Genomic DNA, 13431 nt, shown 5'->3' on the forward strand with positions numbered 1-13431 from the left:
ACCGAAGGATACTCCAGTGAAATTCCACATGATCAGCGGCGGACCCAAGCCGGTCGCGCCCTTCAGCCACGCGGTGGAGACCGACGGTTTTGTCTTTGTCACCGGCCAGATGCCGGACACGCCGCAAATCCCGGGCGTGCTGCCGGAGGGCATCGTGGCGCAGACGAGGGCGGTGATGGAGAATTTGAAGGCGGTGTTGGCGGGCCTCGATCTCGGTTTCGAGCACGTCGTGATGACACGCATCTATCTCACGCGTTTCAAGGAAGACTACACCGCGATGAACGAGACTTATCGCGCGTTCTTTCCGCCCGACCGCCTGCCGGCCCGCACCTGCGTCGGTGTCACCGGGCTTGCCTACGACGCGCTGATCGAGATCGACCTGGTCTGCCGCCGGCCGTGAGGAGATGATCCGTAGCCCGGATGGAGCGAAGCGCAATCCGGGGTTCGTTTAACGGATACAGGGCCCCGGATTACGCTTCGCTTCATCCGGGCTACAAGCCCTTGCGTTGCCCGACGGGCAAAACACCCAAACGACGGTCAATCCGCTCGCGCGAAAATATTCTACTTTACCGAAATTCGACTTTGGCGTATTCAGTCGCCACCTCATCCCTGTCAGCGGGGCGTATCGCGATCGTCACGAACGCGGGGTGAGCTGCGGTGGACGCTAGTCACATCGGCGCGAAGGGCTTTGCAGGGCGGGCAACCGTGAGCGAAGGCGTCGCGCACACGACCGGTGCTATTAGCGTACGGCAAAACCGTGTCGTCCTGACGCCCGGGGTCTGTGCGTCAAGCCTTGTGGTGATGTCGCTGCCCGACCGGGCGCGCAGCATCAGCCATCCGCAAGGCGACGGGGGCAATAGTGCATCGCTCCCCGAGGAGAACTCGGCATAAGCCGTAAAACCACTGCGCAGGGAAGGCCGTGTGTTGGGCTTCACCTGTATGCCGCTGTGCAGAATCTTGTAGTTCAACCTTCGCACAGTGGACCGTGGGTGCCAGCCGGCACCCGGTCTTCCCTGCGCCCTCTGACGAGGAGGGTGTACGAAACAAAGCAAAGCTCGGGCGAGCCAAGCCGCGAGGGCGCGAAGCTGTGTCTGCGACAAGAATCATATTCGCGCGGTGCCGGGCGCCCGCGCCGGAGACAACAAACCCCGCGATCTATGAATGCCGGTTCATTGCTGCGGAGAATTCGAATCGATAAGAATTGGCTCGCTGCGCGTCTCGCGTCGTGCAGAGAGCCGGAGGCGGATCGATCGCGTCTTGCACCTTTCGATTGCGCCTCCGACGAATCCTTCGAGGCAACGCCATTGGTTGCCGCGGCGCCTGCGCCGATCGACGTCAGGCACCGAAAGCCCGTTTCGATCGGGGGAATTTCATATGAAGTATTTTCTGTCTGCACTGATCGCGGTCGGTCTATCGATTGCCGCCGCGCCGTCGTACGCGACTGACGCCCGCAACGTCACTGTCGTCAACGAGACCGGCTATGCCATCAAATTCCTGGGCTTCAACGCCCCGGACGATGGCATGGACGAATGGGACAACGAGCTGGACAAGGTTTTGCAGAACCAGGCGAGCACCTATGTCGAGTTCGACGATGACGACGAAGGATGCGTCTGGAACGTCCGCGTCGACTGGCAGAACTATGACGAGACCGTGCTCTGGAAGAACGTCAACCTCTGCAAGTTCACGGCACTCCGGCTGCGCTACGATTCCGGCACCAAGACCACTTCGTTCGTCGCCGAGTAACTTGACCTGAGGCCAGGCGGAGGAGGGGCCGCGTGCCCTTCCTCGCCGCAATGTGCCAGATAGCGAATTCGTCCTTTGCAAGCGCAAGCGGCTTTGTTATACGCAGCCGCGCGCGAACGACAGGTTCGCCCTTTTCCTCGGTAGCTCAGCGGTAGAGCATCCGACTGTTAATCGGATGGTCGCTGGTTCGAATCCAGCCCGGGGAGCCAAATTCCGCTTCATTTTCAGCAACTTGCGCCCAGACTCTGATCTGGCGTGCGATCTCGTTGCAGCAGATCCTCAACTAGATGTGTACCGCGGCGAGCCCGCATCCTCCGCGGTGACGCCAAAACGACTCAATTGAAATCGAGCTTCCAGAGGCCGGTCCTTTACGGAGCTGATTCCCATGCGAGACATCCAGGTCGACCGTTTCCCGTTGGCCCCCTCCATTCTGCCGGCGGACATCCCCGAACTCAGCGACGACGAATGCCTCGCCTGTCTGGCGCGGGCGGTCGAGACCCACGATTCGGCACGGCTGGACGAAGTCGCCGCATTGATCGGCCGCCTCGCGGTCACGATCGAATAGGCGGCTCACCCTCGACGTTGCGAGTTGCGGAAGGGCCCGGTTTGCGGGCCAAAGCCATGTTGCGTTTTCGCAGGGCCTGTTCCAAAGATGCCGCCAACTTTCGTCCGCGGCATCGTCCGCCTTGCAGGGTCCGCAAATGTCCGTTTTCTCGACGGCGCGCCTAAAAATGGTCGATGGCCAGGTGCGCACCAGTGACGTCACCGACCGTCGTGTTCTCGACGCCATGCTCACGGTTCCGCGCGAGGCTTTCGTGCCCGCCAGCCGGCAGGCGTTGGCGTATCTCGACCTCGATCTCGACGTCAGCGAGGGAGGCGCCAAGCGGTTCCTGATCAAGCCGCAGCTGACCGGCAAGCTGCTCCAGGCCGCCGAGATCGGCGAGGATGACGACGTGCTGGTCGTCGGCTGCGCCACGGGCTATCTCGCTGCGCTGACCGCCAAGCTCGCGCGCAAAGTCATCGCGACGGAATGCGATTCGGGCCTGGCGGCAAAGGCCAACGACGCCTTCGCCGCCCTCGGGTTGGCCAACGTGGCCTGCAAGGCCGCGGCCTGCACCGAGGGTGATGCCGCCGCAGGTCCCTATGATGTGATCGTCCTCAACGGCGCCACCGAGGTGACCCCGGCAGGGCTGCTCGGGCAGCTCAAGGAGGGGGGGCGCCTGGTGGGGGTCTCGGCCGAATCCAGGCCGCCGCGAGCCATGATCGTGACCCATACCCACGGCGAATTCGGCCATCGGGCGCTGTTCGATGCCGCAGCCCCGGTCCTTCCGGGGCTGGAACGGGCCGCCGCCTTCGTCTTCTGACGGCTTTGGCCCGTTAAAATCCCGTTCTGAATCAGAAGTGTGGCCGGGATGCTGCACGTGAAGAGTTTCCACCGAGAACACCCCTCAGGTAGTTCCGTCGCGCTTGACCGCGTCCTATGTTGCGGCGGGGCAACGACTCCACTCGTAGACGGTAACCCAGCTCGCGGGCACGAGCCGGGCGTTAGAATGAACGGAATTTTTGGATGCATGGGGTGAAGCTCTTCACCGGAGCAGCGGTTTCGGTCCTGCTGCTGGCGCTTGCCGCGCCGACGCCTGCCTTGGCGGATACGATCGAGGCTGCGCTGGTGCGCGCTTATCAGAACAATCCGCAGCTCAACGCGCAGCGCGCCCAGGTGCGCTCGACTGACGAGAACGTGCCGCAAGCGCTGTCGGGCTATCGCCCCAAGGTCGGGATCAACCTCAGCACCGGCTATCAATATCAGGATATTCAGCAGACGCAGAAGGCTGTGCCGATCCATAGCGACCCGCCCCTTCAGCCCAATAGCGCCAGCCTGACCATCAACCAGACGCTCTATAACGGCAATCAGACCGCCAACAGGACGCGCGTGGCGGAAAGCCAGGTCTCGGGATCCCGCGAGGCGTTGCGTGTGCTCGAGCAGACGGTCCTGCTGCAGGCTGCGACCAGCTACATGGATTATCTTCGTGACTCCGCCACACTCGAAGTTCAGCGCAGCAATGTGCGCGTCCTCGAACAGACGCTCAAGCAAACGCGCGATCGCTTCAATGTCGGCGAGGTGACGCGCACGGACGTGGCGCAATCCGAAGCGCAGCTCGCGGCAGGCAGGACCCAGGCCCTGACGGCCGAATCGAATCTCACGACGACGCGTGCCAATTTCCGCCGGATCATCGGCAACGAGCCGACGAACCTTGCGCCGGGCTCGCCGGTCGATCGTTTCCTGCCCGGGACGCTCGCCTCCGCCGTCGGTCTCAGCCTGGTGGAGAACCCCAACGTCACGGCATCGATGTTCGGCATCGACGTCAATTATCTCCAGGTCAAGATCAACGAAGGCGCGCTGCTGCCGACCCTCACGGTTCAGGCTGGCATCACCCAGTCGTACCAGCAGACCCTGACGGTCTTCCGAACGACGACCGCTTCCGCCATCGCGACCGCCTCGGTGCCGATCTATCAGGGCGGCGCTGAATATGCGCTGATCCGCCAATCGAAAGAGAACTTGGCGCAGCAGCGCCTGAATCTTGAAACCACGCGCGATCAGACCCGCGCCAACGTCGTGCAGGCCTGGGGCCAGTTGGAAGCCGGCAAGGCGCAGGTGCAGTCTGCGCAGGCGCAGGTTACGGCCTCCGAGATCGCGCTGAACGGTGTGCGCGAGGAAGCCAAGGCCGGCCAGCGCACCACGCTGGACGTGCTCAACGCGCAGCAGGCGCTGGTCAACGCGCGCGTGGCGCTCGTCACTGCCCAGCATGACCGCGTGGTGGCGTCCTATTCGGTGCTCAACGCGGTCGGTCGTCTCGCGCCGCAAGTCCTCGGCCTCAACACCACTGTCTACGATCCCAGCGTGCACTACCATCAGGTCCGCGACAGCTGGGCCGGCGTACGCACGCCAGACGGACGCTAGAGTCCCGTAATCATCCGGTCGGCCTCGCAAATAGCCGAAGCCGACCGGTGCTTTGCTTGCAATCAGCAAAATCCCTGACATAGCCTTGCCAAGAAGATGCGGGTCGATTCGCTCTGCATCCGATGCCGTGTGCGTAAAGCATGAGTGCCGAGGGCAGGGGCGCACCGCTGCACGTTGAGCTGTCATCTGGGGACAAGTCGGGCTGCCGTGACGAAAATGTCGGGCCACCCATCCGGAACCGGCCAATCCTGTCGTGCTTGGTGTAAAACAACGCATGCGAGGGCGTTGATGATGTGGAGTCGGAGATGACGCAGCCTGCAAAGGTCACAGAACCCTCGATGGAGGAGATTCTGGCCTCGATCCGGCGCATCATTGCCGACGATGAGGCCAAGCCGCCGCCGGCGGATGCCGCTAAGCCCGAGAAAGCTGCCGCCCCCGCCGCGTCACCGAAGCCGCAGGTGATCAACGATATTCCGCCATCCAAGGTAGCGCCGCCCAAACCGGCCGCCGAAAAGCCGGCACCGGCTCCGGCCGCAAAGCCGGCAGCGCCGCCGGCCGCCGCACCCGAGGTGGATGCATCCAACAATCAGGACGATATCGACGCGCTGCTGGCGGGGCTCGACGCAGCCACGCCCGCGCCGGAAATCCGTGCTCCCGAGCCGGAGCCCGAACCTGAGCCCGACGTGCTGGAATTGACCGACGATATGGCGCTGGCGATGGAGCCGACGCCGCCTCCGCCGCCGCCGAGCTTCCGCAAGGTCGAGCCGCGCGACGATCTCGAATTCGCCGAATCGCCGCCGCCGCGTCCGACGCCGGCATCCTATGCGCCCGTGGACTTCGATGCGCCGCCGCTGCCGCCCCAACAGCCGATGCTGGCGCAATCGACGGTCTCCGCGGTCGAATCCGCCTTCAATTCCCTGGCCCACACGGTGCTCAGCAGCAATGCGCGAACGCTGGAGGATCTGGTCAAGGAGATGCTGCGTCCGATGCTGAAATCCTGGCTGGACGACAATTTGCCGGGCCTGGTCGAACGCATCGTGAAGGCCGAAATCGAGCGGGTATCGCGCGGCGGCAGGTAGATCGGGCCGCAGAGCCCTCATAAAGCCCTGCTTGTGGGTCATATTCTGTCTCCCGACCGGACCGGAAAGCCCTGTTGCCGCCTGGCTTTCCTTTGACCTTTCCGTTGACTTGGACCCCGTGCGCGGCTTTCTAACAGCGCCATGATCGAGAAAAATTACCAGCCCGCCGATATCGAAGCCCGCATGTCCGTCGTGTGGGAGGACAGCCTTGCCTTCAAGGCCGGCCGCCCAGACCGCCGCGACGCTGTGCCCTTTACCATCGTGATCCCGCCGCCGAACGTGACGGGCTCGCTGCACATGGGCCACGCCCTCAACAACACGCTCCAGGACATCCTGTGCCGGTTCGAGCGCATGCGCGGTCGCGACGTGCTGTGGCAGCCCGGCACCGACCATGCCGGCATCGCCACCCAGATGGTGGTGGAGCGGCAGCTGATGGAGCGCCAGCAGCCCAGCCGTCGCGAGATGGGCCGCGAGAAGTTTCTGGAGCGGGTCTGGCAGTGGAAGGCCGAGAGCGGCGACACCATCATCAACCAACTCAAACGGCTCGGCGCCTCCTGCGACTGGTCGCGCGAACGCTTCACCATGGACGAGGGCCTGTCCAAGGCCGTGGTCAAGGTGTTCGTCGAGCTGCACCGCGACGGCCTGATCTACAAGGACAAGCGGCTGGTGAACTGGGACACCAAGCTGCTCACCGCGATCTCCGATCTCGAAGTGCAGCAGACCGAGGTCAAGGGTAGCCTCTGGTACCTGCGCTATCCGATCGAGGGCAAGATCTTCAGCCCCGAGGATCCCTCGAGCTTCATCGTCGTTGCCACCACGCGCCCGGAGACCATGCTCGGCGATACCGGGGTGGCCGTGCATCCCGACGACGAGCGCTATCAGAAGCTGGTCGGCAAGAACGTGATCCTGCCGCTGGTCGGCCGCAAGATCCAGATCGTCGCCGACGATTATTCCGATCCGGAGAAGGGCTCGGGCGCGGTCAAGGTGACGCCGGCGCACGACTTCAACGATTTCGAGGTCGGCAATCGCCACGGCCTCGCCCGAATCAGCGTCATCGACAAGGAAGGTTGCCTCGATCTCCTCGACAACGAGGATTATCTGCGCGACCTGCCGGAAGGTGCCTCGCAGTTCGCCGAGGAGTTCAACAAGCTCGATCGCTTTGCAGCGCGCAAGCGCATCGTCGAGCGACTGGAATCGTTCGGTTTCGTCGAGCGGATCGAACCTCACACCCACATGGTGCCGCATGGCGACCGCTCCGGCACGGTGATCGAGCCCTATCTGACCGACCAATGGTATGTCGACGCCAAGACGCTGGCGAAGCCCGCGATGGCCGCCGTGCGTTCGGGCGAAACCACCTTCGTGCCAAAGAACTGGGAAAAAACCTATTTCGAGTGGATGGAGAACATCCAGCCCTGGTGCATCTCGCGCCAGCTCTGGTGGGGCCACCAGATCCCGGCCTGGTACGGTCCTGATGGCAAGGTGTTCGTCGCCGAGACCGAGGAGGAGGCCGTCAGCCACGCCCTCGGCTATTACGTCGAGCAGGAAGTCATCACGGTCGAGCAGGGCCGCGAGATGGCGCTCGACCGCAACAAGCGGGACGGCTTCATCACGCGCGACGAGGACGTGCTCGACACCTGGTTCTCCTCGGCGCTGTGGCCATTCTCGACCCTCGGCTGGCCCGCAGACGCGCCGGAAGTGCAGCGCTACTACCCGACCAACGCACTGGTGACGGGCTTCGACATCATCTTCTTCTGGGTCGCCCGCATGATGATGATGGGGCTGCACTTCATGAAGGAGGTGCCGTTCTCGACGATCTACATCCACGCCCTCGTCCGCGACGAGAAGGGCGCCAAGATGTCGAAGTCGAAGGGCAACGTCATCGATCCGCTCAGCCTGATCGACCAATATGGTGCGGACGCGCTGCGCTTCACGCTGGCCGCGATGGCCGCGCAGGGGCGCGACATCAAGCTCGCCACCAGCCGCGTCGAGGGCTATCGCAATTTCGCGACCAAGCTCTGGAATGCGTCGCGCTTTGCGGAGATGAACCATTGCGCCGTGCCCGAAGGCTTCGAGCCGGCGAAGGTCAAAGAGACGCTGAACCGCTGGATCGCACATGAGAGTGCGCACACCACGCGCGAGGTGACCGAGGCGATCGAGGCCTATCGCTTCAATGACGCCGCCGGCAGCATCTACCGCTTCGTGTGGAACGTCTATTGCGACTGGTATCTCGAGCTCGCAAAACCCGTGCTACTCGGCCCCGACAGCCCTGCCAAGGCCGAGACCCGCGCCATGGTGGCATGGGCGCGCGACGAGATCCTGAAACTGCTGCACCCCTTCATGCCCTTCATCACCGAGGAGCTGTGGGAGGTGACGGCCAAGCGCGACGGTCTGCTCGCGCTGGCACCGTGGCCGCTGAAGCCGGCCGGGCCGACGCCGGAGCAGCTTGCGATGCTCGCGGCGACGACGGGGCCGACCGACGCGCTCGTCTCGCCGGTTTGGGTGCTGCCGATCTTCGACCATGCCGACTTCACCGATCCCGCGGCCGAGGCCGAGATCGGCTGGGTCATTGACCTTGTCACGCAGATCCGTTCGGTGCGCGCCGAGATGAACATCCCGCCGGCGACCCTCACGGCGCTGGTGCTCGCAGGCGCCTCGGCCGAGACGAAGGAGCGCGCGCCGCGCTGGAGCGACGTCATCAAGCGCATGGCGCGGCTGTCGGACATCTCCTTCGCCGACCGTGCGCCCGACGGCGCGGTCCAGCTCCTGGTGCGCGGCGAGGTGGCCGCGCTGCCGCTGAAGGGCGTGATTGACGTCGTCGCCGAGCGCACGCGTCTGGACAAGGAGATCGGGAAGGCCGACGCCGACATCAAGCGTGCCGAGTCCAAACTGGCCAACGAGAAATTCGTGGCCAACGCGGCCGAGGAGGTCGTCGAGGAGGAGCGCGAGAAGCGCGAGGCCGCGCTCGCCCGCAAGGCCAAGCTGCTCGAGGCGCTGGAGCGGCTCAAGCAGGCGTCGTAAGCTTATTTCGGAAACGGCTTGCTGAGGAATTTCGAGCCCCTGACACCATAGCGCCAGGGCAGCTCGACCGCCTTGGTGATGCCGATCCGGATGCCGGCCGCCACCTCGACGTCCTCCGTCCGCGCATGCAGCGCGATCGGCGGACGGTCGAGCGGCAAGGCATTGTGCGCGATGGTGATGCCGAGCGCTTCGGTCAGCTTGCCCGGGCCCGAGCACAACGTGTGCAAATCCTGGAGATGGCGGCGCCGCCGCATCGCGGCGATTCCGTGGGTCGGCTCCAGCGCGCGGATCAGCACGGCGCTGGCCGAGCCTTCTTCCTCGCAGACGAAGTTCACACACCAGTGGATGCCGTAGGAGCGGTAGACATAGGCAAAGCCGGGCGGGCCGAACATCACCTGGTTCCGCGGCGTCGGGCCATTGTAGGAGTGCGCCGCCGGCTCGGTATGATGATAGGCCTCGACCTCGACGATGATCCCGCCAACGCCGTTGACCAGCATGGTCGCACCGATCAGATCGGGCGCGACCTCGTGGACGCTGCGCGCGAAAAAGGTACGCTTCAGGGCTTTGCCGAGCCGAGGAGTAGAGGTCTTCGAGACTGGAGCCATTCGAGGGGAGAATCGCCAGAGAACAGAGCAGGATATTGCCCATATCTGCCATGTTCCCTGAAGCGGTGCGAGCCGGGTTGCGATGCCCGGCCAGACCGACTAGGTAGGACTTGGTCAGACCGGACACCCCATGGTCGTTATCGTCGATACCATCTCGAACCCGCTGCGCCCACGTCACCCCGAAAAGGTGAACCGGCCCGATTCCGCTTCGCCGCCGAAGCCGGACTGGATCCGCGTACGCGCGCCCAACACCCGCGGCTATGCCGACACGCGCAACATCGTGCGCGCCAACGGCCTGCATACGGTGTGCGAGGAGGCGGGCTGCCCGAATATCGGCGAGTGCTGGGACAAGAAGCACGCGACCTTCATGATCATGGGCGACACCTGCACCCGCGCCTGTGCCTTCTGCAACGTCAAGACCGGCATGCCGAATGCACTTGACGCGGCCGAGCCGCAGAACGTCGGCGAGGCTGTGGCCAAGCTCGGCCTTGCCCATGTCGTCATCACCTCCGTGGACCGCGACGATCTCACTGACGGCGGCGCCGAGCATTTCGCCCAGACCATCCGCGCGATCCGCGCCGCGTGCCCCTCGACCACGATCGAGATCCTGACGCCCGACTTCCTGCGCAAGGAGGGGGCGCTGGAGGTCGTCGTCGCGGCGAAGCCCGACGTGTTCAACCACAATCTCGAGACCGTGCCGTCGTGCTATCTCACGGTGCGGCCGGGCGCGCGCTATTTCCATTCGATCCGGCTGTTGCAGCGGGTCAAGGAGCTCGATCCCACCATCTTCACCAAGTCCGGCATCATGGTCGGCCTCGGCGAGGAGCGCCACGAGGTGCAGCAGGTGATGGACGATCTGCGTTCCGCCGACGTCGATTTCCTGACCATCGGGCAATATCTCCAGCCGACCCGCAAGCATCACGCCGTGATGCGCTACGTGCCGCCGGACGAGTTTTCGTCCTACGAGAAGGTCGCCTACACCAAGGGTTTCCTGATGGTGTCTGCGACCCCGCTCACCCGTTCGTCGCATCATGCCGGCGAGGATTTTGCGAAACTGAAGGCCGCGCGGGCAGCAAGCGCCCGCTGAATCGCCATGCCCAATTTTTCGAGCAAGCGTCGTGTCGATCACAGCGCGTCCGAGATGTTTGATCTGGTCGCTGACGTCGAGCGCTACCCGGAATTCGTGCCGCTGTGCAGTGCGCTGAAGGTCCGTCAGCGCATGGCGAAACCCGACGGCACCGAGGTGCTGGTCGCGGACATGACGGTGTCGTTCAAGCTGGTCAGGGAATCCTTCACCAGCCGCGTGACGCTCGACCGCGCCAATTTGAAGATCCTGGTCGAATATCTGCAAGGTCCCTTCAGCAATCTGGAAAACCGTTGGACGTTCGAGCCCAAAGGCGAGAGCGTTTGCGATGTCGGCTTCTTCCTTGCCTACGAGTTCAAGAGCCGCATGCTGGCGCTCCTGATGGGCTCGATGTTCGACGCCGCGTTCGCGCGATTTTCCATCGCCTTCGAGAAGCGGGCGGATGCGATCTACGGACGGCGGAAGCTGGTGTCGTCGTAGTGGTTGCGGACGGGCACGCTCTCTCCTCCTTCATTGCGAAGAGCCCTTGCGACGAAGCAATCCAGAATCCCTCTGCGGAGAGACTCTGGATTGCTTCGCTGCGCTCGCAATGACGATGGGGAAGGCAGGCGTGCCAAAATTTCAATCCACCGCCTTCACGACATCCGGCGGCTGCGAGGCATAATACGCAGCGGCCTGCTCGATCTCCAGCGGCGTCATCGCACGGGCAATGTTGCGCATCTCTCGCCGTTGGTCTGGCATTACAGGCCCACTCTCCAACATCGCCGCCGGCGTCATGCTGCTGCTGTTTCGACCCTTCCACATCGGCAATGACGTCGAGGTCACCTGCATGGCGGGAAAGGTCAAGTCGCTACGGGCTGGTGTGGGGCGCAGCCATCGTCAATCACAGCGCGATCAAGCAGTGCGTGCTCGATCACGTGAGTGCTTAACTCGCGGCTGCGTGAGGGATCTCACCCCCGCGGTCAGCGCGGCGGCCTGCGCTTCACCGCGTGCCGGCGCGGTGATCGTGTCACGCGCGGGCGCAGGCGGGTTACTGCGGCGGCACGTTTCGGCTTGGCCGTAACTTGCGGGCCGCGGGCGAGATCCATCAGCATGCGCAGCGCCTCGACCACGGAGCGCTGACGCACGGCGGTGCGGCCGATGCCGCCAAAGCGATGCTCGCGATGGACGATGCGTCCGTCGCGCGCGGCGGCGGCGAAGTGCACGAGGCCAACCGGCTTGCCAGGCGTTGCACCCCCGGGGCCGGCGATGCCAGTGATGGCGACCGCAAGATCGACGCCGGCACGCTCCAGCGCACCGACCGCCATAGCTGTTGCGGTCTCTTTGCTGACGGCGCCGAAATTGGTGAGCGTGCTTGCCTCGACCCCGAGCATCGCGCGCTTGGCGTCGTTGGAATAGGTGACGAAGCCGCGATCGATGACGTCGGAGGAGCCGGGGATGTCGGTCAGCGCGCCCGCGACGAGACCGCCGGTGCAGGACTCCGCGGTCGCGATCGTCAGCTTGCGCATCCGGCACAAATCGAGCAGCGAGCGGGAGAGTGCGCGTGCGTCGCTGCCGCCCATGGCCTAGACACTCCAGGGCAGGCGGATGGTGGCGCTCGCGGTGGCCGCGATGCCTTCCTCGCGGCCCGTGAAGCCGAGCCGCTCGCTGGTGGTCGCCTTGACCGCGACGCGGGAGATGTCGACGCCGGAAATCTCGGCGATGCGCGCGCGCATGGTCTCGCGCAAAGGGCCGATCTTCGGCCGCTCGCAGATCATGGTCACCTCGAGATTGGCGATGCGGCCGCCGCGCTGGGTGACGCGCTCGATGGCGTATTGCAAAAACTGGTCGGAGGAGGCGCCTTTCCACTTCGCGTCGCTGGGCGGAAAGTGCGATCCGATGTCGCCGTCAGCGAGCGCGCCCAGGATGGCGTCGACCAGCGCATGCAGGCCGACATCGCCGTCGGAATGGGCCAGGAAGCCTTTGGTGTGCGGCACGCGCACGCCGCATATCATGAGATGGTCGCCCTCGCCGAAGGCGTGGACGTCGTAGCCCGTGCCGGTCCTGATGTCGCCGAGCAGGCTTGCCAGCCGCGCTTCCTCGCGCACGAAATCCTCGGGAGTGGTGAGCTTCATATTGGCAACATCGCCTTCAAAGGTTGCAACCGTCAATCCCGCCCATTCGGCAATCGCGGCATCGTCGGTGAAATCGCTGCGCCTGTCCTTGGCCGCGCGACGATGCGCTTCGAGGATGACGTCGAAACGAAAGGATTGCGGCGTCTGCGCAATTCGCAACCGCGCCCGGTCCGGCGTGTCCTCGACATTGTCATTCTCGCCGGTGATCTTGATGGTGTCGGTGACGGGAACGACGGGGATCGCCGCGCCGGTGCGGCTGGCCGCATCGATCGCGCGGGTGATCACGCCTTCCGAAACGAAGGGTCGCGCGGCGTCGTGGATCAGGACGATGTCGGGCTTGTGCCTGGCGAGCGCTTCGAGACCGGCGAGCACCGAGGCCTGCCGGGTCGCGCCGCCATTGACCGGCGCCTCGTGGCCGAGCCCTGCGACCGCCGCCGTGAACATGGCGCTGTCGTCCGGGTTCACGACTGGCTGAACTGCGAACACGTCCGCATGACGGCTGAAGGCCTCCATGGCGCGATAGATCACCGGCACGCCGCCGATCTCGCGATATTGCTTGGGGCCACCGGCGCCTGCGCGCAGGCCGCGTCCGGCAGCGACGAGGACGACTGCGGTGCGCTGTGATTTCGCCATAGGACTCAAATACTCATTTGGTGATGAAGAGAGTCGGGGGTGGGGTGATCGCCGCATGCCTCTAGCACGGCAGGCCCGCAATAAAAGGGGGTTTCCCCGGATTGTGGGAAACAGCATTTTGCTGCACTGCACTTGAAAGATTTGCAGAACTGTCTAAACTGTAGGCATGACGCTTGACTGCACAAGAATTGTGCGC

Annotated in this window: 12 protein-coding genes, 1 tRNA gene and 1 pseudogene; 11 read left to right on the top strand and 3 right to left on the bottom strand. The window is 64.2% G+C overall.

Annotated features, from left to right (window positions below):
• Positions 1-16 precede the first annotated feature (16 nt).
• The 8 genes from ACFQX9_RS23935 (at position 17) to ACFQX9_RS23970 (ending at position 8799) form a co-directional block, all read left to right on the top strand.
• The gene (locus ACFQX9_RS23935) at positions 17-400 is read left to right on the top strand and encodes a RidA family protein (protein ID WP_377790831.1); all 384 of its coding nucleotides are present in this window, start codon (positions 17-19) and stop codon (positions 398-400) included.
• 974 nt (positions 401-1374) lie between these two features.
• Positions 1375-1743, top strand: a complete 369-nt coding sequence (locus ACFQX9_RS23940) for a hypothetical protein (RefSeq protein ID WP_018457812.1) — start codon at positions 1375-1377, stop codon at positions 1741-1743.
• 134 nt (positions 1744-1877) lie between these two features.
• Positions 1878-1952: transfer RNA gene (locus tag ACFQX9_RS23945), tRNA-Asn, on the top strand.
• A 176-nt stretch (positions 1953-2128) separates the two neighbouring features.
• On the top strand, positions 2129-2308 hold the full coding sequence (locus tag ACFQX9_RS23950) for a hypothetical protein (RefSeq protein ID WP_026233446.1): 180 nt from the start codon (positions 2129-2131) through the stop codon (positions 2306-2308).
• Positions 2309-2444: 136 nt separating this feature from the next.
• Complete coding sequence (locus ACFQX9_RS23955; RefSeq protein WP_018457814.1) at positions 2445-3107, top strand: protein-L-isoaspartate O-methyltransferase; 663 nt, start codon at positions 2445-2447, stop codon at positions 3105-3107.
• Between the two features lie 203 nt (positions 3108-3310).
• A complete protein-coding gene (locus ACFQX9_RS23960; protein ID WP_018457815.1) occupies positions 3311-4702 on the top strand; it encodes a TolC family outer membrane protein in 1392 nt (463 codons plus the stop codon).
• Positions 4703-5007: 305 nt separating this feature from the next.
• Positions 5008-5781 carry a PopZ family protein gene (locus ACFQX9_RS23965; RefSeq protein ID WP_247395659.1) on the top strand — a complete coding sequence of 258 codons (774 nt, stop codon included), beginning with the start codon at positions 5008-5010 and terminating at the stop codon, positions 5779-5781.
• Between the two features lie 141 nt (positions 5782-5922).
• Positions 5923-8799, top strand: coding sequence for a valine--tRNA ligase (locus ACFQX9_RS23970; RefSeq protein WP_085349819.1), 2877 nt, complete (start codon positions 5923-5925; stop codon positions 8797-8799).
• A gap of 2 nt (positions 8800-8801) precedes the next feature.
• Here ACFQX9_RS23970 and ACFQX9_RS23975 read toward each other — a convergent pair whose 3' ends face one another.
• On the bottom strand, positions 8802-9404 hold the full coding sequence (locus ACFQX9_RS23975; protein ID WP_085349818.1) for a DNA-3-methyladenine glycosylase: 603 nt from the start codon (positions 9402-9404) through the stop codon (positions 8802-8804).
• Between the two features lie 130 nt (positions 9405-9534).
• Between ACFQX9_RS23975 and lipA the strand changes: the two genes are divergently transcribed.
• The 3 genes and pseudogenes from lipA to ACFQX9_RS23990 all read left to right on the top strand — a co-directional run.
• Entirely contained in the window at positions 9535-10491 is a 957-nt protein-coding gene (lipA, locus tag ACFQX9_RS23980; protein ID WP_018457819.1) for a lipoyl synthase, read from the top strand.
• A 6-nt stretch (positions 10492-10497) separates the two neighbouring features.
• Entirely contained in the window at positions 10498-10968 is a 471-nt protein-coding gene (locus ACFQX9_RS23985; protein WP_018457820.1) for a type II toxin-antitoxin system RatA family toxin, read from the top strand.
• 236 nt (positions 10969-11204) lie between these two features.
• A pseudogene (locus tag ACFQX9_RS23990) lies at positions 11205-11297 on the top strand (small-conductance mechanosensitive channel); the annotation flags it as partial.
• 153 nt (positions 11298-11450) lie between these two features.
• Here the strand turns inward: ACFQX9_RS23990 and ACFQX9_RS23995 are convergent.
• Entirely contained in the window at positions 11451-12050 is a 600-nt protein-coding gene (locus ACFQX9_RS23995) for a CinA family protein (protein WP_368508044.1), read from the bottom strand.
• A gap of 3 nt (positions 12051-12053) precedes the next feature.
• Positions 12054-13235, bottom strand: coding sequence for a bifunctional 2-C-methyl-D-erythritol 4-phosphate cytidylyltransferase/2-C-methyl-D-erythritol 2,4-cyclodiphosphate synthase (locus ACFQX9_RS24000; protein WP_018457823.1), 1182 nt, complete (start codon positions 13233-13235; stop codon positions 12054-12056).
• Positions 13236-13431 lie beyond the last annotated feature (196 nt).

It is taken from the genome of Bradyrhizobium sp. GCM10028915 (genome assembly GCF_042666195.1).
Taxonomy (GTDB): Bacteria; Pseudomonadota; Alphaproteobacteria; order Rhizobiales; family Xanthobacteraceae; genus Bradyrhizobium; species Bradyrhizobium canariense_D.

Coding starts and splice junctions, on each gene's coding strand:
- ACFQX9_RS23940 (WP_018457812.1), top strand. CDS start 1,375: ATGAAGTATTTTCTGTCTGCACTGATCGCGGTCGGTCTATCGATTGCC.
- ACFQX9_RS23950 (WP_026233446.1), top strand. CDS start 2,129: ATGCGAGACATCCAGGTCGACCGTTTCCCGTTGGCCCCCTCCATTCTG.
- ACFQX9_RS23955 (WP_018457814.1), top strand. CDS start 2,445: ATGTCCGTTTTCTCGACGGCGCGCCTAAAAATGGTCGATGGCCAGGTG.
- ACFQX9_RS23960 (WP_018457815.1), top strand. CDS start 3,311: ATGCATGGGGTGAAGCTCTTCACCGGAGCAGCGGTTTCGGTCCTGCTG.
- ACFQX9_RS23965 (WP_247395659.1), top strand. CDS start 5,008: ATGACGCAGCCTGCAAAGGTCACAGAACCCTCGATGGAGGAGATTCTG.
- ACFQX9_RS23970 (WP_085349819.1), top strand. CDS start 5,923: ATGATCGAGAAAAATTACCAGCCCGCCGATATCGAAGCCCGCATGTCC.
- ACFQX9_RS23975 (WP_085349818.1), bottom strand. CDS start 9,404: ATGGCTCCAGTCTCGAAGACCTCTACTCCTCGGCTCGGCAAAGCCCTG.
- lipA (WP_018457819.1), top strand. CDS start 9,535: ATGGTCGTTATCGTCGATACCATCTCGAACCCGCTGCGCCCACGTCAC.
- ACFQX9_RS23985 (WP_018457820.1), top strand. CDS start 10,498: ATGCCCAATTTTTCGAGCAAGCGTCGTGTCGATCACAGCGCGTCCGAG.
- ACFQX9_RS23995 (WP_368508044.1), bottom strand. CDS start 12,050: ATGGGCGGCAGCGACGCACGCGCACTCTCCCGCTCGCTGCTCGATTTG.
- ACFQX9_RS24000 (WP_018457823.1), bottom strand. CDS start 13,235: ATGGCGAAATCACAGCGCACCGCAGTCGTCCTCGTCGCTGCCGGACGC.